The sequence below is a fragment of the Janthinobacterium sp. 61 genome, assembly GCF_002846335.1.
Taxonomy (GTDB): domain Bacteria; phylum Pseudomonadota; class Gammaproteobacteria; order Burkholderiales; family Burkholderiaceae_D; genus Janthinobacterium.
In genome coordinates this window covers 4,394,378-4,415,141 of record NZ_PJMQ01000001.1, presented here as the reverse complement: position 1 = coordinate 4,415,141, position 20,764 = coordinate 4,394,378, and the positions used below count along the sequence as shown (strand labels likewise).

21 protein-coding genes are annotated in these 20,764 nt (G+C 62.6%); 10 read left to right on the top strand and 11 right to left on the bottom strand.

What is annotated here, in order from left to right:
- The first annotated feature begins 96 nt into the window (after positions 1 to 96).
- From CLU92_RS19980 to CLU92_RS19960, 5 genes are all read left to right on the top strand, one after another.
- A complete protein-coding gene (locus tag CLU92_RS19980; protein WP_101484791.1) occupies positions 97 to 1,509 on the top strand; it encodes an ATP-binding protein in 1,413 nt (470 codons plus the stop codon).
- A complete protein-coding gene (locus CLU92_RS19975; protein WP_243857895.1) occupies positions 1,506 to 2,048 on the top strand; it encodes a protein bicaudal D homolog in 543 nt (180 codons plus the stop codon). The genes CLU92_RS19980 and CLU92_RS19975 overlap by 4 nt, the downstream gene beginning before the upstream one ends.
- Positions 2,045 to 3,412 (top strand): sigma 54-interacting transcriptional regulator, encoded by a 1,368-nt coding sequence (locus CLU92_RS19970; protein WP_101483315.1) that lies wholly within the window; start codon positions 2,045 to 2,047, stop codon positions 3,410 to 3,412. Before CLU92_RS19975 ends, CLU92_RS19970 begins: the two co-directional genes overlap by 4 nt.
- A gap of 267 nt (positions 3,413 to 3,679) precedes the next feature.
- The gene (locus CLU92_RS19965; RefSeq protein ID WP_101483314.1) at positions 3,680 to 4,042 is read left to right on the top strand and encodes a BON domain-containing protein; all 363 of its coding nucleotides are present in this window, start codon (positions 3,680 to 3,682) and stop codon (positions 4,040 to 4,042) included.
- 208 nt (positions 4,043 to 4,250) lie between these two features.
- Positions 4,251 to 5,264 carry a bile acid:sodium symporter family protein gene (locus tag CLU92_RS19960; protein ID WP_101483313.1) on the top strand — a complete coding sequence of 338 codons (1,014 nt, stop codon included), beginning with the start codon at positions 4,251 to 4,253 and terminating at the stop codon, positions 5,262 to 5,264.
- Here CLU92_RS19960 and CLU92_RS28445 read toward each other — a convergent pair.
- From CLU92_RS28445 to CLU92_RS19950, 3 genes are read right to left on the bottom strand one after another with little or no spacing between them, the layout of a single operon-like run.
- Complete coding sequence (locus tag CLU92_RS28445) at positions 5,216 to 5,839, bottom strand: UdgX family uracil-DNA binding protein (RefSeq protein WP_306821382.1); 624 nt, start codon at positions 5,837 to 5,839, stop codon at positions 5,216 to 5,218. The genes CLU92_RS19960 and CLU92_RS28445 overlap by 49 nt on opposite strands.
- Positions 5,840 to 5,851: 12 nt before the next feature.
- Positions 5,852 to 6,679, bottom strand: a complete 828-nt coding sequence (locus CLU92_RS28440; RefSeq protein WP_306821372.1) for a TIGR03915 family putative DNA repair protein — start codon at positions 6,677 to 6,679, stop codon at positions 5,852 to 5,854.
- Positions 6,676 to 7,908, bottom strand: coding sequence for a putative DNA modification/repair radical SAM protein (locus CLU92_RS19950; protein WP_101483312.1), 1,233 nt, complete (start codon positions 7,906 to 7,908; stop codon positions 6,676 to 6,678). Before CLU92_RS19950 ends, CLU92_RS28440 begins: the two co-directional genes overlap by 4 nt.
- 140 nt (positions 7,909 to 8,048) lie before the next feature.
- Here CLU92_RS19950 and modA point away from each other — a divergent pair, with 140 nt between their 5' ends.
- Genes modA through CLU92_RS19930 form a run of 4 tightly spaced genes read left to right on the top strand, consistent with a single transcriptional unit; the run spans position 8,049 to position 11,023 of the window.
- Positions 8,049 to 8,807, top strand: coding sequence for a molybdate ABC transporter substrate-binding protein (modA, locus tag CLU92_RS19945; RefSeq protein ID WP_101483311.1), 759 nt, complete (start codon positions 8,049 to 8,051; stop codon positions 8,805 to 8,807).
- Positions 8,808 to 8,824: 17 nt separating this feature from the next.
- Complete coding sequence (gene modB, locus CLU92_RS19940) at positions 8,825 to 9,496, top strand: molybdate ABC transporter permease subunit (protein WP_101483310.1); 672 nt, start codon at positions 8,825 to 8,827, stop codon at positions 9,494 to 9,496.
- A gap of 17 nt (positions 9,497 to 9,513) precedes the next feature.
- On the top strand, positions 9,514 to 10,215 hold the full coding sequence (locus tag CLU92_RS19935; RefSeq protein ID WP_101483309.1) for an ATP-binding cassette domain-containing protein: 702 nt from the start codon (positions 9,514 to 9,516) through the stop codon (positions 10,213 to 10,215).
- 40 nt (positions 10,216 to 10,255) lie between these two features.
- Positions 10,256 to 11,023 carry a TOBE domain-containing protein gene (locus tag CLU92_RS19930; protein ID WP_101483308.1) on the top strand — a complete coding sequence of 256 codons (768 nt, stop codon included), beginning with the start codon at positions 10,256 to 10,258 and terminating at the stop codon, positions 11,021 to 11,023.
- A gap of 99 nt (positions 11,024 to 11,122) precedes the next feature.
- Here CLU92_RS19930 and CLU92_RS19925 read toward each other — a convergent pair whose 3' ends face one another.
- Positions 11,123 to 14,197 (bottom strand): response regulator, encoded by a 3,075-nt coding sequence (locus CLU92_RS19925; RefSeq protein WP_101484789.1) that lies wholly within the window; start codon positions 14,195 to 14,197, stop codon positions 11,123 to 11,125.
- Positions 14,198 to 14,436: 239 nt separating this feature from the next.
- Here CLU92_RS19925 and fnr point away from each other — a divergent pair, with 239 nt between their 5' ends.
- Positions 14,437 to 15,195, top strand: a complete 759-nt coding sequence (fnr, locus tag CLU92_RS19920; RefSeq protein WP_101483307.1) for a fumarate/nitrate reduction transcriptional regulator Fnr — start codon at positions 14,437 to 14,439, stop codon at positions 15,193 to 15,195.
- Between the two features lie 3 nt (positions 15,196 to 15,198).
- Here fnr and CLU92_RS19915 read toward each other — a convergent pair whose 3' ends face one another.
- The 7 genes from CLU92_RS19915 to ccoS form a co-directional block, all read right to left on the bottom strand.
- Positions 15,199 to 15,723, bottom strand: coding sequence for a FixH family protein (locus CLU92_RS19915; protein WP_101483306.1), 525 nt, complete (start codon positions 15,721 to 15,723; stop codon positions 15,199 to 15,201).
- A gap of 54 nt (positions 15,724 to 15,777) precedes the next feature.
- On the bottom strand, positions 15,778 to 17,160 hold the full coding sequence (ccoG, locus tag CLU92_RS19910) for a cytochrome c oxidase accessory protein CcoG (RefSeq protein ID WP_101483305.1): 1,383 nt from the start codon (positions 17,158 to 17,160) through the stop codon (positions 15,778 to 15,780).
- A gap of 4 nt (positions 17,161 to 17,164) precedes the next feature.
- Positions 17,165 to 18,085: a cytochrome-c oxidase, cbb3-type subunit III gene (ccoP, locus tag CLU92_RS19905; RefSeq protein ID WP_101483304.1), complete on the bottom strand. Its 921-nt coding sequence runs from the start codon at positions 18,083 to 18,085 to the stop codon at positions 17,165 to 17,167.
- A complete protein-coding gene (locus tag CLU92_RS19900; RefSeq protein WP_101483303.1) occupies positions 18,078 to 18,290 on the bottom strand; it encodes a cbb3-type cytochrome c oxidase subunit 3 in 213 nt (70 codons plus the stop codon). The genes ccoP and CLU92_RS19900 overlap by 8 nt, the downstream gene beginning before the upstream one ends.
- Position 18,291: 1 nt before the next feature.
- Entirely contained in the window at positions 18,292 to 18,906 is a 615-nt protein-coding gene (ccoO, locus tag CLU92_RS19895; RefSeq protein ID WP_101483302.1) for a cytochrome-c oxidase, cbb3-type subunit II, read from the bottom strand.
- A gap of 15 nt (positions 18,907 to 18,921) precedes the next feature.
- Positions 18,922 to 20,349, bottom strand: a complete 1,428-nt coding sequence (gene ccoN, locus CLU92_RS19890) for a cytochrome-c oxidase, cbb3-type subunit I (RefSeq protein WP_046681775.1) — start codon at positions 20,347 to 20,349, stop codon at positions 18,922 to 18,924.
- Between the two features lie 238 nt (positions 20,350 to 20,587).
- Positions 20,588 to 20,764 carry a cbb3-type cytochrome oxidase assembly protein CcoS gene (gene ccoS, locus CLU92_RS19885; RefSeq protein WP_101483301.1) on the bottom strand — a complete coding sequence of 59 codons (177 nt, stop codon included), beginning with the start codon at positions 20,762 to 20,764 and terminating at the stop codon, positions 20,588 to 20,590.

Genomic DNA, 20,764 nt, shown 5'->3' with positions numbered 1-20,764 from the left:
AAAATTGATCATTCCCGGGTGGGTGGCGTCTCTGAATGAAAGCTTAGCGTACCATGCGCCTTTTCCCCCTTGCTGACTGAACCGAAGGCGCTTACCTTGTCCAGACTGTCCTTTCGCCAACTGTTATTTGCCGCCTTCATTTTGACCACGGGTATTTTGACGGCCACCTCCGTGCAAGCCTTGCTGACCCTGGAGCACCTGGCGCGCCTGGGGCGCGAGACGGCGGCGCAGGCGATTACCCTGACGGAACAGTCGCAGCGTTTGTCCGAGCGCACGCTGGCCATGGAGCGCAGCGCGCGCCAGTTTCTCGTGCTCGATGATCCCGTGTTCCGCGAGCGCTACGCGGCGGCCCGCGATGAAGCCACGGCGGCGCTGCAAGTGCTGAACCGCGCCACGCCCGAGTTCGCGCCCCAGCTGGCCGACGAATGGAAGGTGCAAGCGCAGTCGGCCTGGGAAGTGTTGCAGGCCGGTAAACGCCGCAAGCGTGATGGCCACGCTGTCGTCTACCGCGCGTTTGCCCGCATGACGCAGATCAATGACAGCCTGGCGCGCGAAAGCAAGACGCAAATCGGCAGCCGCAACGACGCCCTGCTGGCCGAGCTGGAACGCCAGCGCCGCGTGCTGGGCATGCTGGTGGCCGGCGCCGTGCTGCTGGCGGCCGTGCTGGCCACCTGCTTCGGCTTTCTATTGTCGCGCCCGCTGCGCCGCATCGAGACGGCCATCGAGCGCCTGGGCGAAAAGCGCTACGACCAGCCCATCGTCGTCGGTGGCCCGGCCGACACGCGCCGCCTGGGCCAGCAGCTCGACTGGCTGCGCCAGCGCCTGGCGGACCTCGATGCCGACAAAGAACGTTTTCTGCGCCACATCTCGCACGAATTGAAGACGCCGCTGGCAGCCTTGCGCGAAGGCGTAGCCTTGCTGGAAGATGAAGTGGCCGGCAAGCTCAGCGATGGCCAGCGCGAAATCGCCGGCATCCTGCAGCAAAACACGGCCTCGTTGCAAAATCAGATAGAAGACTTGCTGCGCTACAATACCGCCGCCTTTGACGCCCAGCACCTGGCGCATAGCAAGGTGGACTTGCTGGTCTTGCTGCAAGATGTGGTGGCCGGGCAGCGCCTGCAATGGCTGGCGCGCCGCCTGACGGTCGAGGTGCAGGGCGTGTCCCTCATCGTGCAGGCCGACCGCGACAAGCTGGCCACCGCCCTGGCCAACCTGCTGTCGAATGCCGTGCGCTTCAGCCCGGAAGGCGGCATCGTGCGGTTCAGCTTATCCAGCGAAAGCGGCCGCGTGTGCATCGACTGCATCGACGAGGGCACTGGTGTGGCGCCCGAGGATGCCGAGCGCATCTTCGAGCCGTTTTACCAGGGCGTGCGCCAGGTGGCCGGCGCGCGCAACGGCAATGGCATTGGCCTGTCCATCGTGCGCGAATATATTGCCGCCCACGATGGCAGCGTCACTCTTTTACCGCGCCAGGCTGGCGCGCATTTTCGGATAGAACTGCCCATATGATGACGAGAACCTCCCTGGCCGGCATGGCCACCTGCGCGCTGCTGTTGGGCGCATGCGCCGCCAAGCCTTCCACCCAGACTCCCGTGCTGGTGCAAACGCCGCCGCGCGTGGTGGTGGTGGCCGATCCCCAGCTCACGGAACTGCTGGCGTATCAAAGCGCCGTGCGCCTGATGACGCCGTCGGAACTGGTGAAGGCGCAGCTGGACCTGGCGAAGGCCGATCACGCGCCGCACAACACCATCCGCCGTGCCATGCTGCAAGCGACCGTGCGCGGTGCCGGCGACCTGGCCCGCGCGCAAGCCTTGCTGGAACCGCTAGCCACGGCCACGGGCAAGGATGGTCAACTGCTGGCGCCGCTGGTGCAATTGCTCAGCAGCCAGTACGCAGAGCTGCGCCGCCAGGAAGAGAGCATCGACAAGCTCAATGGCCAGCTGCGCGATGCCCAGCGCCGCATCGAGCAGCTCAATGAAAAACTCGAGGCGTTGAAAAACATCGAACGCAGCCTGTCCGTGCGCCCTGCCGCGGGAGCGCCGAAATGAGCGAGCAAGCCCACATTTTATTGGTCGACGACGATCCCGACCTGCTGCGCCTGCTGACCATCCGCTTGAAAGCGGGCAACTATCGCGTCACGGCCGTGGGCAGCGCGGAAGCCGCGCTGGCGCGCCTGGCCGTGGAATTGCCGGCCCTGGTCATTACCGATGTGCAATTGCCGGGCCGCGACGGCCTGGCCCTGTTCGATGAAATCCGCCGCCAGCATGCGGCCCTGCCCGTCATTTTGCTCACCGCCCACGGCACTATCCCCGACGCCGTCGACGCGACGGCGCGCGGCGCGTTTGCGTATCTGACGAAACCGTTCGATGGCAAGCTGCTCATGGAAAAGGTGGCGTATGCCATTAACCTGTCCACCGTCATGCCGGCGCCTGCGTCCGGCGACGAGAGCTGGCGCGCCGAGCTGATCAGCCGTAGTTCGCAGATGGCCGAGCTGCTGGCCGAAGCCAAGCTGGTGGCCGGGTCCGATGCCAGCATCCTGATCCGCGGTCCCAGCGGCACGGGCAAGGAGTTGCTGGCGCGCGCCCTGCACAATGCCAGTCGCCGCGCCAAGGCGCCGTTCATCGCCGTCAACTGCGGCGCCATTCCCGAGCAGCTGCTGGAATCGGAACTGTTCGGCCATGTAAAAGGCTCGTTTACGGGCGCCGTCGGCAACCGCGAAGGCCTGTTCCTGGCGGCCGATGGCGGCACCCTGTTTTTAGATGAGATCGGCGACATGCCGCTGCCGCTGCAGGTCAAATTGCTGCGCGTGCTGCAGGAGCGGGCCGTGCGCCCCGTGGGTGCCGACCAGACGCGTCCGGTCGATGTGCGTCTCCTGTCGGCCACGCACCGTGACCTGGACGTGGCCATGGCGGATGGGCAATTTCGCGAAGACTTGTATTACCGCCTGAACGTGGTGACCTTGACCCTGCCGCCGCTGGCCGAGCGCCGCGAAGACATCTCCCTGCTGGCGAACCATTTCTTGCAGAAACTGGCGGCCAAGTACCAGAAGCCCCTGAACGGCTTCGCCCCCGATGCCTTGACGGCCCTGGTGGCCGCGCCATGGCCCGGCAACGTGCGCCAGCTGGTCAATGTGGTCGAGCAAGTATGCGCGCTGGCGACGGCGCCGCTGGTGCCCTTGTCTCTGGTGCAACGGGCCTTGCGCGTGCCATCGCTGGAAGCGCTCAGCTACAACGAAGCCAAGCAGCGTTTCGAGCGCGACTACCTGATTCAATTGCTGCGCCTGACGGACGGCAACGTGGCCGATGCGGCGCGCCTGGCCGACCGCAACCGCACGGAGTTCTACCGTTTATTACAGAAATACGAGCTGACGCCGGCCCTATTTCGGGGTGACGGCGACCCTGTCGCTGAATAGCGACAAAAATAAAGTGTGGATAATCAAAGACTTACTGTGGAATATTGATTTTCTTGCCACAAGCTGTCGCTGTCAGGCGACAAAAAGCCCCGATTTTCGGGCCAGATCCGGCTGAAACGGGCTGAAAAAATCGAATTTTACTGTAAGCCTTTGATTTTGAATGAAATTTAAAAGCTGGCACGGTGCTTGCTGTATGGGTAGATGTGACGCTTCAACGTGTTGCTTTATCCAAGTAAGAAGCTTTTAACTTCATTGAGAGGAACTACCATGCAAACATCGAAACTGTTCAATACCCTGGTCGCCGCTATCGTACTGTCGGGCGCCTCGATCACCGCTTCGCATGCAGCTGACTCCGCAACAAAAGCACAAGCTCCTGCTAAGACTGTCGTGGCCGCCAACGCCGCCGCTGCCGTCCCTGATGAAACCATCACTTCCTCGGCCAAGGCCGCCCTGAGCGCCGATGCACAAGCCGCTACCCTGCCAGTCAAGGTAGCAACCCAGCAAGGTGTCGTCGTCCTGTCGGGCGATGTACCGAGCGCCGAAGCGGGTGACCGCGTCGTGCAGATCGTCGCCTCCGTGAGCGGCGTGAAAGAAATCAAGAACGAGCTGAAAGTCAAAGCCGCCGGTTAATCCCTCGCGCTGTACTTTACTCCGGGTTGCCCTGTCTGCGGACAGGGCATTTTTTTTGCCCGCAGAGTTTTTGCCGGGCAGCGATGCCCATGCCGCCAGGCAAGGAGCTGGACAATACAGGTAGAATAGCCAGCACTGGCGCCGCTCCCGGCGCTGTTTGTCATCCCCGGCACAGTGTTGCAAGGCTGCGCCGCTACCAGGCTACCGCATGTCTTCCTTCTCTCCCACTGCCCTGTTGCGCAATCTGAAACCCGATAATTTCACCATCGCCCTGCTCGTCACCGTGGCGCTGGCCACGTTCCTGCCCTGCACGGGCCAGACGGCCGTGGTCTTCGGCCACGTCACCACCGTCGCCATCGGCGCCCTGTTTTTCTTGCATGGCGCCAAGCTGTCGCGCGAAGCCGTGGTGGCCGGCGTCATGCACTGGCGGCTGCACTTGCTGGTGCTGGCCAGCACCTTCATCCTGTTTCCACTGCTGGGCCTGGCCCTGCGCCCGCTGGCGCTGACGTTTCTCACGCCCGATTTATATGTGGGCATTTTGTTCCTGTGCGCGCTGCCGTCGACCGTGCAGTCGTCGATCGCCTTGACGGCCATGGCGCGCGGCAATGTGCCAGCCGCCATCTGCAGCGCCTCGGCCTCTAACTTCATCGGCATCTTCCTTGCCCCCATCCTCGTGGGCTTGCTGGTGGCCAAGGGCGCGGAAAGCAAGTCGTCGGTCGATGCGGTGCTCTCCATCGTCATGCAGCTGCTGCTGCCGTTCTTGGCTGGCCAGTTCCTGCGCCGCTGGATAGGCCGCTGGGTCGATCGCCACAAGGTCATGCTGAAATTCGTCGACCAGGGTTCGATCTTGCTGGTGGTCTACACGGCCTTCAGCGAAGCCGTCAGCGAAGGCCTGTGGCATACGATCTCGGTGGAAACCCTGGTAGCGCTGGGCCTGTTCAGCATCTTGCTGCTGGCGCTGGTCCTGGGCCTGATGACGTTCATCAGCCGCCGCCTCGGTTTTTCCAAGGAAGACGAGATCGCCATCGTCTTCTGCGGCTCGAAGAAAAGCCTGGCCAGCGGCGTGCCCATGGCCAAGGTGCTGTTTGCCACCCATTCGCTGGGCATGGTGATCCTGCCGCTGATGCTGTTCCACCAGATTCAGCTGATGATCTGTGCCGTGATTGCGCAGCGCTACGCGCGGCGTGACGAGGGGCAGGAAGTGCCAGCGTCGACGCTGTGATCCTGGCCTTCTAGTAGCCGCATCGCCTGGTTCAAGCCGTCGACTATCACCGCGTATGCCTGCCGCCGGCTCGCCTCGTCCGGCGCGCGCAGCACATACGACGGGTGATATACGGTCACCACCCAGCGTCCGTCGTGCTCGATGGGCGTGCCGACCAGCGGCGTCATGGTGGCTGAACCATCTTGCAGAACGGACTTTAACGCCGTGCTGCCCAGTGCCACGATCACCTCTGGTTTGACACGCTCGATCTCTTCTTCCAGCCAGCCATGGCAGGCGAGGATTTCGCGTTGCGCGGGTGTCTTGTGCAAGCGGCGCTTGCCGCGTGGTTCCCACTTGAAATGCTTGACGGCGTTGGTCAGATAGATGCTGTCGCGCGCCATGCCCGCATCGTGAATCGCCTGGTCCAGCAGCGCGCCAGCCGGGCCAACGAACGGCAAGCCCGCCAGGTCTTCCTGGTCGCCCGGTTGTTCGCCGACGAGCATGATGCGCGCCTGTAGCGGCCCGACGCCGGGCACGGCTTGCGTAGCGTGCTGCCACAGCTCGCAGCGGCGGCACTGGTCCAAGGTGGTGGGCAGTTCGCGCGCTGGCTAGGCGCGCTCGGCGGCAATCGGGATCATGGTGGCGCCGCTGCGCTGGCCTACGCTGGCCGTCTGGCCCGTGCGCCGTTCGCCGTTGGCGGCGCCGCTGAGCATAGCAGGCACGATGGCGCCTTCCGGCAGATTTTTCCAGAAACGCGAGGGGATATGGCTATGCAGCAAATCCGCATTCACGCGCGCGGGATTGAAGATGCTGCGGTAGTAGGTCAGCCACAGGGCTTCACCGGCATCGTCGATATCGGCAGCGCCGCGCAGCAGCGCCGGTCCCGCATGCAAGGATGCGCCATCCCACAGCATGCTGGCTTGGGGCGTGGCGATCATCCAGCTGGTAGATCCCATGCGGCGCGCGAAGTGGTGCGCCACTTGCGGCAGCACGTCGTGCGTGGGTTCGAACCAGGCGACGAAGCGGGGGGCGCCCTCGGCCTCGCTGCGTTCGCGGAAGCGTACATACGCATGCATGTCGTGCTCCTCGCGGCGCACGGCCTTGGCCATCGCGTGCAGGCGCGCGCCGTCCGTATCGGCTGGCGACATCACGTCGTGCTGGCCCAGCTGCCAGCGCCAGAGCACTTGATATAAGAATGCCCAGCGGTCATGCACGTTGAAACAGGCGGCGCCTTCCAGCAATTCGACCAGGGGACGGGGCAGGCGCAGCAGCGGAGCGCTGTTATCCGTTGCCTCCGGCGTGGAGGAAAACAGGTCGCCATCGCCGGGTTGCGATTGCCAGGCCACGTCGGCAGGCGGCACGCCGCGCGCGATCAGTTCACGTGCGGCCGCGCGCCACTCGTCGAACGACTGCGCCAGCCGCACCACTGTACTCATGCGACCTGCAGCTCCGGCCATAAATTCATCTGCTGCGGCGCTTCCGCCATGGCGCGGCGCAGGTGTTCGGAGGCGGTGGTATCGCGCGCGGGAAAGTAGTCGGCCGTGATGATGAAGGGGGCGATTTTCTTCATGCTGCAGCGCAAGCGCGACAAGTCGGCGTAGCGCACTTGCCGCAGCCGGCGCAGGTCGACGATGCGCTGCGCGTTGCGCAGGCCGATGCCGGGCACGCGGGCGATCATGTGCTGCGCCGCACGGTTCAAGTCCAGCGGAAAATGTTCGCGGTGCGCCAGCGCCCAGGCCAGCTTGGGATCGATATCGAGCGCCAGATTGCCGCCCGTGGCGGGCAGCAGTTCGCTGGCCTGGAAACCATAGCTGCGCAGCAGGAAATCGGCTTGATACAGCCGGTGTTCGCGCAGCATCGGCGGCGGCGCCAGCGGCACGCTTTTCGGGCTGTCGGGGATCGGGCTGAAGGCCGAGTAGTAGACGCGCTTGAGCTTGTAGCTGCCGTACAAGGTCTCGGCAGTGGAGAGAATTTGCTGGTCGTCGCTGGCGTCGGCGCCGACGATCATTTGCGTGCTTTGCCCGGCCGGCGCGAAGCGCGGCGAGCGCGGTTCTTCCGCTTTCTCATCGAGCTTGCGGCGGATGGCGCCCATTGCCAGTTTAATCGTATGCACGCTTTTTTCCGGCGCCAGCTTTTGCACGCTGTCTTGCGTCGGCAGTTCGATATTGACGCTGAGCCGGTCGGCATAGCGGCCCGCCTGCGCGATCAGGGCCGGATCGGCGTCGGGGATGGTTTTCAGATGGATATAGCCGCGGAACTGGTGTACCTCGCGCAACTCGCGCGCCACCTGCACCAGCTGCTCCATCGTGTAGTCGGCCGACTGGATGATGCCGGAACTGAGGAACAGGCCGTCGCTATAGTTGCGCAGGTAAAAGTCGCTCGTCAGCTTGACCACCTCGGCCACCGTAAACCGCGCGCGCGGCACGTTCGAGCTACGGCGGTTGACGCAGTACTGGCAATCGTACAGGCAGTAATTGGTCAGCAGCACTTTCAGCAGCGAAACGCAGCGCCCGTCCGGCGTGTAGCTGTGGCAGATGCCCATGCCGGAGGTGGCGCCAAAGCCGTCCTTGCCGATGGAATCGCGTTTGGGCGCCCCGCTGCTGGCGCAGGACGCGTCGTACTTGGCCGCGTCGGCCAGGATTTCCAGCTTGTCCGTCAGTTCCATGGGGTGCCTCAATATACTGTGTTTATATACAGTATATCAGGGAATGCACTTTGTGCTGGCTTGACTTGTGCCATGGCAGAACGCTGTATATCGGTGTATATTACGCTCCTTGTTCACCGTTCACTTACAAGGATACGATCATGCGTCTCACCTCGCTCGCCCGCCTGCTTGGCACCGCTCTTCTCGCTACCGCCGCCACCTCCACCTTTGCCGGCGAAGTGGTGGTGTCGGCCGCGGCCAGCCTGACGAATGCGTTCAAGGATGCGGCGCAAGGCTATGAGGCGCAGTATCCGGGCAGCAAGGTGTCCCTGAACTTTGCCGCCTCGGGCGTGCTGCTGCAGCAGATCGTCAAGGGCGCGCCTGTGGACGTATTTGCCTCGGCCGATCAGGAAACCATGGATGCGGCGCAAAAGCAGGACCTGGTGCTGCCGGCGGACCGCATGGACTTCGTCGGCAACAGCCTGGTGCTGATCGTGCCGCACGACAGCAAGCTGGGCATCAAGAGCTTGAGCGACCTGACGCACAAGGGCGTGACCCGCGTGGCCATCGCCAACCCGGCCAGCGTGCCCGTTGGCCGCTATTCGGAAGGCGCGCTGAAAAAGGCGAATCTGTGGCAAGCCGTGCAGACTAAAGCCATCGGCACGCAGAACGTGCGCCAGTCGCTCGACTACGTGGCGCGCGGCGAAGTCGATGCAGGCTTTGTCTACGCCACCGACGCGGCCATCATGAAGGATAAAGTGAACGTGGTACTGGACGTGCCGTTGGAGGCGCCCGTGCTGTACCCGATTGCCACCATCAAGGGCAGCAGCAATGCCGCCGAAGCGAAGCGCTTCGTCAGCTACCTGCAAACGGCACCGGCGCAAGCCATTCTCGCCAAGTACGGTTTCAAGAAACCATAATTTAAGCACGCGCCCGCATGGATATCGCCTGGACCGCGCTGGCCCTGTCGCTCAAAGTAGCGGCCTGGGCCACGGCGCTCAATTTGTTGCTCGGCATCGGTACGGGCTATCTGCTGGCGCGCACGCGTTTTCCCGGGCGCGAGCTGCTCGACGCCCTGTTGACCCTGCCGATGGTGATGCCGCCCACCGTGCTCGGCTACTATCTGCTGGTGCTGCTGGGCCGGCGCGGCACCCTGGGCATCTGGCTGCAGGATAACTTCGGCATTAACCTCATCTTTACCTGGCAGGGCGCCGTGATCGCTTCCACGGTGGTGGCCTTTCCCCTTGTCTTCAAGCCGGCGCGGGCCGCCTTCGAGGCGGTCGACGGCCAGCTGGAGCAGGCGGCTCGCGTGCTGGGCATTTCTGAAATCGCCATCTTTTTCCGTGTAACCTTACCGCTGGCCTGGCGTGGCATCCTCGCTGGCGTGCTGCTGGGCTTTGTGCGTGCGCTGGGCGAGTTTGGCGCCACCCTGATGGTGGCCGGCAGCATCCCCGGCAAGACACAAACCCTGTCGGTGGCCGTGTATGAAGCCGTGCAGGCGGGCCAGGACGACGTGGCCAACACCCTGGTGCTGATCACTTCCTTTGTCTGTATCGTGGTGCTGCTGTCGGCTGGCCGCCTGGCGCCCGGGCGCATCGCGCACAAATGACGCCAATGACGACGCCTATGCAACTCGACCTCGACCTTCGCGCCACCTTGCGCTCCGGCAAACGCCGCTTCGACTTGCAGGTGAAATGCACGTCCGAGTGTCAGCGCATCGCCATGTATGGCCCGTCTGGCGCCGGCAAGAGCATGACCCTGAAAGCCATTGCCGGACTCTTCACGCCTGACGCCGGCCATATCCGCCTGAACGGGCGCACCCTGTTCGATTCGGCCGCTGGCATCAATTTGCCGCCGCAGCAACGCAATGTGGCGTATCTGTTCCAGGATTACGCGCTGTTCCCGCACCTGACGGTGCGCCAGAACGTGGGCTTCGGCCTGGCGCGGGGCTGGTTCAACCCGCGCGCGCGCGAAAAGCTGGACAAGGTCGAGCATTGGCTAGCCGCATTTCATTTGCAGGAACTGGCGCACCAGTTTCCCGACGAGTTGTCCGGTGGCCAGCGCCAAAGGGTGGCGCTGGCGAGGGCGCTCGTGGCCGAGCCGGCCGCGCTGCTGCTCGACGAGCCTTTTGCGGCCCTCGATCCGGCCCTGCGTGTCAAAATGCGTCTGGAACTGAGCCAGTGGCAGCAGCGCCTGGACGTGCCCATGATCCTGATCACCCACGATCCGGAAGATGCGCGCATCCTGGGCGAGCATGTGCTGTACTTGCGCGACGGACAGATCGATAACGGGGAAGAACACATGGCTTTGGGTGAACGCATTGGATAAATCAGCGACAGCGGAAATCGGCCTGCAAGGCTCGGTATGGATGACGGTGGGTGGAGAGCATCTGGGCGGCGCCGGCCGCGTGGAATTGTTGGGCGCCATTGCCGAGTGCGGCTCCATCACGCAGGCGGCGAAGCTTGTGAAGATGAGCTACAAGGCCGCCTGGGACGCCATCGACGCCATGAACAACCTGGCCGGCGAGCCGCTGGTCGAGCGCTTGACGGGCGGCAAGGGCGGCGGTGGTACGCGGCTGACGCAGCGGGGACGCCAGCTGGTCGACAATTTCCGCATCATCGAGCGCGAGCATGCCCGCTACCTGTGCCAGCTGGGCAGTCAGGCGGAAGGCATCGCCGACGATCTTTTACTCATACGGAGAATGGCCATGAAAACCACGGCACGCAATCAATTCCTGGGCAAGGTAGCCGAACTGAAACAGGGCGCCGTCAACGATGAAGTCACACTGGAATTGCCCGGTGGCCAGCACATCGTCGCCATCGTCACGCAGGGCAGCAGCGAGAGCCTGGGCCTGGTGCCGGGCGCGGAAGCGTTCGCGCTGATCAAGGCGTCGTCCATCATCCTCGTGACTGACAGCGCAGGGGCGCGCTTTTCCGCGCGCAATCAGCTGGCCGGGCTGGTGACGCGTGTGCAGACGGGCGCCGTCAACACGGAGGTGGTGCTGGATTTGCCGCGCGGCGGCACGATCGCCGCCATCATCACGAACCAGAGCAGCAGCGAGCTGGGTATCGAGCTTGGCAGCAATGTGACGGCCATTTTCAAGGCGTCCAGCGTGATTCTGGGCGTGCCGGCGTAAATTGCGTAGGTCGGATTAGCGGGGGCACGCCGCGTAATCCGACAATATTGTTGGCGTATCATGTCGGATTACGCGCAAGCGCTAATCCGACCTACTCTTTTAATCTTTCAGCCTCGACAACCAATCGGACGCCGCCGCCAGCGCCTGCTCCAGTTCCCGCGCCGTGTGCGCCAGCAGCGCCGGCACCTCGTCGAGTCGACCGGCGTCGATGGCTTCCTCGGTGGCAAACGCGGCGCGGATCAGGCGTTTCGTGCCCAGGGTGCCCACGGAACCGCGCACGCCGTGCAAGATGCGCGCCACGTCGCTGTGGCGGCCCGTTTGCAACGCTGTTTCAGCGTCGCGCACGGGCGTCATGCCCTTGTTCAGCGCATCTTCCACCATGCGCCGCAGCACGCCGCGCCCTTTCGCATCGCGTCCCATCACGCGCATCAGCGGCGCCATGGAAAACACTTCCTCATCGGCAACGGGTGCCGCCTCGGTCGTCTGCACTTGCGGGCGTTTGGGCAGGTGGCGCAGGATGACTTCCATCATCTCTTCCACCACCACGGGCTTGGCGATGAAATCGCTGATGCCGGCCGTCATGCAGCGCTCGCGCTCCGACGCCAGCACGCCGGCCGTCATGGCGATCACGGGCAAGTTCAAGCGCAGTTCCGTGCGGATGATGTGGGTGGCGCTGAAGCCGTCCATGACGGGCATTTGCATATCCATCAGCACGATGTCGTAGCGCAGCGCCTCCGTGCGCAGCCGCTCCACCGCTTGCAGGCCGTCGCCCACCACGTCCAGGGTAGCGCCCATGTGTTCGAGGATGCCGCGCGCCACGGCCTGGTTCAAATGATTGTCTTCCACCAGCAGGAAATGTACGCCGGCCAGCTCCGTGCCCAGCGGCTGGTGCAGCATGCGCTGCTCGCCGCCGTCGTTCTTGGCGATCAGCGCCTGGTGCAGGGCATCGAACAGGCTCGATCCCGTGATCGGCTTCATCAGCACGACATCGGCCTCGGCCGCGCTGGAAATCTCTTCCAGGTGGTTGCGGGCGAAGGCGTTGACCATCACCACGATGGGCTGGCGCTGGCCACTGGCCGCCTGGCGGATGGCCTTGGCCGTGGCCAGGCCATCCATCACGGGCATGTGCCAGTCGGCCAGCACCACGTCATACGGTTGCTGCTGCGCCAGGCGTTCGCGATACAGTTCGATGGCGGCAAAACCGGAGTCCACTTCGTCGGCCAGCCAGCCCCAGGCCTCGATCAGCTTGACGATCAGTTCGCGTGTAGTGCGGTTATCGTCGGCCACCAGCAGGCGCAGCTGGCCGAGGGCCGGCGTGCGCCGCGTCTCGGCCGGCTGCTCCAGCATCTCGAAGGGCACGCTGAACCAGAAGCGGCTGCCCTTGCCTTCGCTGCTGGCCACGGCGATATCGCCGCCCATCATGTGGATCAGTTGCTTGCTGATGGCCAGGCCCAAACCCGTGCCGCCGAAGCGCCGCGTGATGCTCTGGTCGCCCTGTGAAAAGGCGGAAAACAGTTGCTGTTGCTGCAGTTCCGTCATGCCGATACCCGTGTCGCGCACTTCGAAGCGCAGGCAGGCGCGCCCTTCTTCTCTCTCGGCCAGGCTGACGGCCACCACCACTTCGCCGCTCTCGGTGAACTTGATGGCATTGCCGGCCAGGTTGACGAGGATTTGCTGCAGGCGCTGGGCGTCGCCCACGAGGCGCCGCGGCACGTCGGGCTCGACGGCGATGGCCAGTTCCAGCTCCTTCTCGCCCGCATTCATCGTCATCGTCGTGGCCAGGGTATTCATGACTTCGTCAAGGTCGAACTCGACGGGCGACAATTCCATGCGGCGCGCTTCGATCTTCGAATAATCGAGCACGTCGTTGAGGATGCCCAGCAGCGACTGGCCCGCCACGCGCACCATGGTCAGATACTTGCGCTGTTCCGTGTCGAGCCTGGTATTGCCCAGCAAATAGACCATGCCCAGCACGGCATTGAGGGGCGTGCGGATTTCATGGCTCATGTTGGCCACGAAGTCGCTCTTCGCCCGGTTGGCCGCCTCGGCCCGGTCGCGCTCCAGTTCCAGTTCCGCCGCGCGCGATTCGAGTTCCTGCTGCAGGCGGTCGCGTTCGCACATCAGGCCGTTGAACGCCTCCGTCAGTTCGCCGATCTCGTCGCGCTGCTGCACTGGCACGGGCGTGAAGCGGCTGCCGCTGGTGCGCAGGGCCAGCAGGGTATCGCGCAGGCGCACCAGCGGCGACAGCAGGCGCACGGTAACCCAGCCCAGAACAAAAGCGGCCAGCAGCGAAGCGAGGATGCTCCACAGCACCAGCCGGTACAGCACGCCATCAAACGGTTCGAAGGCGTCCTCGATGGGTAGCGAGGCGGCCAGCAGCCAGTTCACCGATTTCAGGCGCTTGAAGCTGTTGACGGCCGTGATGCCGCGGCTGTTGGTGCTGACCATGCTGCCTTCGCCATCGTCCTTCAGCATCTGGGTGGTCGTCAGGTTGGCGTTCGGCTGGCGCGGCTGCAGCAAACGGCTGGTATCGGGGTGCAGCACGTAGCGCGGCACGGCGCCGCGCGTGAGAATGAAGTAATAGCCGCTCTTGCCGATCTTTTCCGAGCGCAGGCGCCCCAGCAGGTTGTCCTTGTACAGGCGCAGCACGCCGATCACCACACCGGCCACCTGGCCATCGGCGGTGAGCACGGGCGCCACCATCTGCACGATGGGCATGCCGCTCGATTTGCCCAGCATCGGCTCGGTGATCATGGGCTGACGTGTACGCAGGACGGTCTGGAAATACTCGCGCTCGGCAACGTTGATGCCGGCGCGGCCCGTGACCAGCGGCATGTCGGCCACGATGGCGCCTTGCGCATCGAGCACCAGCACGTCGTCGAACAGCACCAGCATCGAGCGGCGCGCATAGTATTCGCGCAGCTTGGCGGGTTGGGCGATCAATTCCGGCGGCTGCTGCCTGGCCGTCAGGGTGACGATTTGCAGCAGCATGCCCAGCTTGTCGTCGAGCTCGGCGGCGGTGCGGGTGATCAGGGCAGATTGCTGGCTCAGCAGTACTCGCGTGAAGTCAGCGCGCATGTGCTGCAACTGGATCATGGTGACCAGTGCGATCATGGCGATCGAGGTCAGGCTGGTGGCCAAGGCGACTTTTGCTTTGATGCCGAGAGGCTTCATGATTTCCTTTTCAGTACCGGGCGGCACAGGCGGCAGATAATGCTGTCAGGAATTTTCCTATCAATACATCAACTTGGCAAGCGGTGCCGCGCAAATTGCCCTCGCTGCAAGGGCTTTTGACGATGTTGCCATATAATTAAAGTCAGAACGTCGTTTATTCAGCGCAATTGCGGTGAAATTGGCACACGGCAACCGTGTATGCAGTAAACTCGGTATTGCATTTTCTAAAAGGTACCGACATGACTGAAGCGCTCCTCACTCCCACCTTGCCCACAGTGACCGTGGAAGCGTTGCGTGCGCGATGCTCGACCTGCAGCATGCATCAATTGTGCCTGCCGATGGGCCTCGATGTGGGCGACATGGACAGGCTGGATCAGATCATCGGTCGCCGCCGCAAGATCGTGCGCGGCGCCTCGCTGTTCCGCATCGGCGACTCGTTCCAGAACCTGTACGCGATCCGCCTGGGGCACTTCAAGACGTACCAGATCAATCCGGGTGGCGAAGAGCAGGTGACGGGCTTCCAGATGGCAGGAGAACTGCTGGGCATGGACGCCATCAGCGCCGACCGCCACCACTGTAATGCGGTGGCGCTGGAAGACAGCGAAGTGTGTGAAATCCCGTTTTCCAGCCTGGAACAATTGCTGGGCAGTATGCCTACCCTGCTGCGCCATTTCCACCGGATGATGAGCCAGGAAATCACGCGCGAGCAAAGCGTCATGCTGTTGCTGGGCAATATGCAGGCGACACAGCGCTTTGCCGCCTTCATCGTCAACCTGGCCTCGCGCTATGAGGCGCGCGGCTATTCGGGCAGCAATTTCCAGCTGCGCATGTCGCGCGAGGAAATCGGCAACTACCTGGGCCTGACCATCGAAAGCGTCAGCCGCTTATTGTCGAAATTCAAGAAGGAAGGCTGGCTGCGCGTCTCCAACCGCGAGATCGAGATCTTGCAGCCGGCCAAGTTGAAGGCCATTACGGCCGGTACGGACGTCTGCAAGTAAGTCTTACAGCTCTTCATCCGCGTGCAGCGCGATGCTGCGCTGCAGCGGCCAGGTCCAGATGCCGGACAGGCGCCACTCGCGTTTGTCGTTTTCCACCAGCACTTGCCAGCGGCTGCGCTCGAGCATCGGCAGCGCTACCGAGAAGTTGCCCGCCGCATCGGGCTGCACCAGCAGCTTGATATCTTTTTCCGGCAAGGTCGCATGCGCCAGATGCAGCTGCAGCGGACCCTGGTAAGCCTTGCCGAAGCTGTGCACGGAGCCACTGAGGCGCGCTGACGCCACGTCATACGACAGGCTGGTATCCATCGCCAGGTCGCTGGCGACAGTATCGCGCCGCAAGTCCTGGTTGATCGCCTTTCCCTGCTTGTAGTAATCGCCCACCACCAGCGCATCAGGCTGCGTAAACGCGATATAGCCCATGAAGCTGCCGACGACCACGGACAGGCCGGGACCGATCATCAGCAGCCATGGCCAGCGATGCTTGTACCACGGGGCAACGGGGGCTTGCAGCTTGAGACTGTCGGACATGATATTTCTCCTGTTTAATCGGCCAATCCCCATCCGGGGACTGGCCTTCCTACATTAGCGCGGTACGATGAATACCGCGCTTTCACGCACATGCAACGATGGGTCGTCCAGCGAGTGCAATTCGATCGCAATCTTGTTCGAGCCCTTCTCGCCCACGCCGTGCGGCACGCGCAGGCGGATCGGCCAGCCCAGCGTTTCCGTCGGCTGCAAGGTTACTTCTTCGCGCGTCAGCAAGGTCAGGCCCGGCAAGCCGGAAGCGCTGATTTTAAAATGCTGGGTTTGCTCCGAGGTGTTCATGATCTGCAAGCGGTAAACGTTTTCGATCATGCCGTCTTCCACTTCGCGTCCCATCGAACCGCGGTCGCGGATCACGTCCATTTTCAGGGGCGTGCGCAGGGCCAGCGAGGTACACACGGCGATGATGATCAGGGCCAGGATGGAAGTGTAGATCAGCACGCGCGGGCGCATGGCGCGCTGGCGGATCTGCTTCGAACTGAAGTTGTTTTCCATCGCATGGTCGGTACTGTAGCGTACCAGTCCCCGCGGCCGGTCGACCTTGTCCATCACGCTGTTGCAGGCGTCGACGCAGGCGGCGCAGCCGATGCATTCATACTGCAGGCCGTTGCGGATATCGATGCCGGTCGGACACACTTGTACGCACAGGGTGCAGTCGATGCAGTCGCCCAGCTTGTCGTTGTTGCCGGCCTTCTTGCTGATGGCGCCACGCGGTTCGCCGCGCTTGGCATCGTAAGTGATGATCAGGGTGTCCTGGTCAAACATGGCGCTCTGGAAGCGCGCGTAGGGGCACATGTATTTGCACACCTGCTCGCGCAGCCAGCCCGCGTTGCCGTAGGTTGCCAGGCTGTAGAACAAGACCCAGAACCATTCCCAGGGACCGAAATTGAGGGTGGTCACCTCGCGCGCCAGTTCCTTGATCGGCGTGAAATAGCCGACAAAGGTAAAGCCCGTCCACAGGGCGATGGCGCCCCATGCCAGGTGCTTGGCCGTTTTCTTGAAAGCCTTGCGCACGGAGGGTCCCTGCTTGTCGAGGGCCATGCGCGCGCTGCGCGTGCCCTCGATGCGGCGTTCGACCCACAGGAAGATTTCCGTGTATACCGTTTGCGGGCAAGAGAACCCGCACCACACCCGCCCGGCGATGGCCGTGACGAGGAACAACAAATACGCACAGATGATCAGCAGGGCCGCCAGATAGATGAAATCCTGGGGCCACAGCACGACGCCGAAAATGTAGAACTTGCGCGTGGTCAAATCGAACAGCAGGGCTTGCCTGCCATTCCAGGTCAACCACGGCAAGCCGTAGAACGCCAGCTGGGTAAGCCATACGCATACCCATCGCCAGGTAGCGTAGCGTCCTTTGGCCTCGCGAGGGTAGATTTGCTCGCGGGCCGCATACATCTTGATGACTTGAGGTTCCATTACGTCATTTCACGGGCGTCTGGGGATTCGACAGGCTCCAGACATACGCCGACAGCACGTGTACCTTGGACTCGCCGAGGAAATCGCTGAAGGCCGGCATGGTGTTGTTGCGTCCCTTGCGGATGGTTTCCATGATGGTATCGGCACTGCCGCCATACAGCCAGATCTTGTCCGTCAGGTTAGGCGAACCGAGCATCTGGTTACCCTTCGCATCGGCGCCGTGACAGGCCATGCAGGCGCCGAACTTGGCCTTGCCCAGCACGGATTTGACGGGATCCGAGGTCGAGCCGGATAGGCTCAGCACATAATGGGCCACGTTCTCGACATCCTTTTCGGAGCCCAGGGCGGCGCCCATCGGTGGCATTTGCCCATTGCGGCCATGCATGATGGTGGTCTTGATGATGTCGGGTTCACCGCCATACAGCCAGTCCTTGTCGGTCAGGTTGGGGAAGCCCTTGTTGCCGCGCGCATCCGAACCGTGGCATTGCGCGCAGTAGGTCAGGAACAAACGCTGGCCGATGGCATGCGCCTGCGGATCGGCGGCCACCGTCTTCAAGTCCTGGCTCAGGTACTTGTTGAACAGGGGGCCGTAGTCGGCTTCCGCCTTCTTCAGCTCTTCCTCGTACTGGCCCGTCGATTTCCAGCCCAGGCTGCCGGCATAGGTGCCCAGGCCCGGGTACAGGAACAGATACGCCAGGGCGAAGACGATGGTGATGTAGAACAACCACATCCACCAGCGCGGCATCGGCGTATTGAGTTCCTTCAAGTCCTCGTCCCAGACGTGGCCCGTGGTGCCGTCGGCAGGCGCGCCGTCGACCACTTTGATTTTCGACTGCGAGTACAGCAGCACGCCGCAGCCGATGATGCCCAGCAAGGACAGCACGATGATGTAGATATTCCAGAAGCCATTGGTAAAGTCAGCCATGGTTGCGCTCCCCTTGTGCCGGCACAGGCATGGATACCGGCGCTGCCGGATAGTCGAGCGCCTCGTCGTCGAACGGCAGGCGCGCCGCCGCGTCGAAGTCGCTATTGCTGCGGCTGAAAGTCCACCACAGGATGCCTACGAACGTCGTAAAGGAAACCACCGTCATGACGCTGCTGGCGCTGTCAAACAGGTTTTCGATTGCCATGCTAATTCCTTGTTTTGATTAATGTACCGAGGCCTTGCAGATAGGCGACCAGGGCGTCTTCTTCCGTCTTGTCCTGCAGCTGTGCCGGGCCGGCGGCGATTTCCGCATCGCTGTACGGCTGGCCCAGGCGTTTCAGGGCGCGCATCTTCGGCATGATGTCGTCAGGCACCAGCTTGGTCTTCGCCAGCCATGGGTAGGCCGGCATGTTCGACTCGGGCACCACGTCGCGCGGGTTGTTCAAGTGCGTGCGGTGCCATTCATCGCTGTAGCGGGCGCCCACGCGGGCCAGGTCCGGCCCCGTGCGCTTGGAACCCCACTGGAACGGACGGTCGTACACGAACTCGCCAGCGACCGAATAGTGGCCATAGCGTTCCGTTTCCGCGCGCAGCGGACGTACCATCTGCGAGTGGCAGTTGTAGCAGCCTTCGCGCACGTAAATGTCGCGGCCCGCCAGGCGCAGCGGCGAATACGGCTTCAGGCCGGCGACCGGCTCCGTCGTGCTCTTCTGGAAGAACAGGGGAACGATCTCGACAGCGCCGCCGATGCTGATCACCACAGTGACCAGGGCGATCAGCAGCCAGGGGTTTCTCTCAATCCATGCATGTGAAAATTTCATTTGCTTTCGCTCCTATCAGGCGTGCGCCGCGTTCAGTTCTGGAATGCGGGCGACGGGGAGTTTGCTGCCGCGCAAGGTCATCCAGGTGTTGTAGCCCATGATGCACATACCCGACAGGTACAGCAGGCCACCGGCCACGCGCACCACGTAGTACGGATACGTTGCTTTCACGCTCTCGACAAAGGTGTAGGTCAGGGTGCCGTCCGGATTGACCGCACGCCACATCAGGCCCTGCATCACGCCGGCGATCCACATTGCGGCGATGTACAGCACGATGCCGATGGTGGCTACCCAGAAGTGCACGTCAACCAGGCGCGTGCTGTGCATCTGCGTGCGGCCCGCCAGGCGTGGCAGCAGATAGTAGATCGAACCCATGGTGATGAAGCCCACCCAGCCCAGGGCGCCCGCATGTACGTGGGCAACGGTCCAGTCGGTGTAGTGCGACAGCGAGTTGATGGTCTTGATCGACATCATCGGACCTTCGAAGGTGGCGATGCCGTAGAACGACAGCGAGACGATCATGAATTTCAGGATCGGATCGGTGCGCAGCTTGTGCCAGGCGCCCGACAGGGTCATGATGCCGTTGATCATGCCGCCCCAGCTTGGTGCCAGCAGGACCAGCGAGAAGACCATGCCGATCGATTGCGTCCAGTCAGGCAATGCCGTGTAGTGCAGGTGATGCGGGCCCGCCCACATGTAAGTGAAGATCAGCGCCCAGAAGTGGACGATGGACAGGCGGTACGAGTACACGGGGCGCTCTGCCTGTTTCGGGATGAAGTAGTAGACCATGCCCAGGTAGCCGGCGGTCAGGATGAAACCCACCGCGTTATGGCCGTACCACCACTGGATCATGGCGTCCTGCACGCCCGCATAGGCGGAGTACGACTTGGTGAACGAGGCTGGCATGACGGCGCCATTGACCACGTGCAAAATCGTCACGGCCAGGATGTAGGCGCCGAAGAACCAGTTGGCCACGTAGATGTGCTTGACCTTGCGCTTGATCAAGGTGCCGAAGAACACGATGGCGTAGGCGATCCAGACGACGGCGATGAGGATGGCGATAGGCCATTCCAGTTCGGCGTATTCTTTGCCGCGCGTCAGGCCCATGGGCAGGCTGACGACGGCGCACAGGATCACTGCTTGCCAGCCCCAGAACGTGAAGGCGGCCAGCTTGTCGGAAAACAGGCGCACCTGGCAGGTGCGTTGTACAACGTAGTACGAGGTGGCGAACAGGCCGCAGATGCCGAAGGCGAAAATCACCGCATTCGTGTGCAGCGGACGCAAACGTCCGTATGTCAGCCATGGTATGTCGAGGTTCAGGGCAGGCCAGGCTAGCTGAGCGGCGATGATAACGCCAACCAGCATGCCGATGATGCCCCATACCACAGTAGCGACCGCGAATTGCTTCACGATCTTGTAGTTATAGTTCAGCGATTGATCCACAAAGACTCTCCCTGGAATTACTATTTATGATGGTGGCCAGAGAGTAAGTGTTTGACCGCGAAAAAACTTTGATGTGGATCAAAATTCCCCGGATGAAATAAGCGTAGCGAACTGGCATCGAAATATAGGCATATTTCGGTCAAAAAAAGCCATGCAATATCCCTACAATCAGGGCTTGATCTGCGTCAAATGGCATAGTTCAACGATGGCCAGGCGCCATCGTGCCGGAGGGGAAACGTCAGGCGTGCGGTTCGTCGGGAGCCGGCTTGGCCGGCATATCGTCGTCCTGCAGCACGCGCAGGCCCGGTCCGACGAGGTCGTCGAACTGGCCGCTGTCGGAGGCCGTGAAATACACCCACAGGGCGATGAAGACGACCACGACGCTTAAGGGGATGAGGAGGTAGAGTGCTTCCAT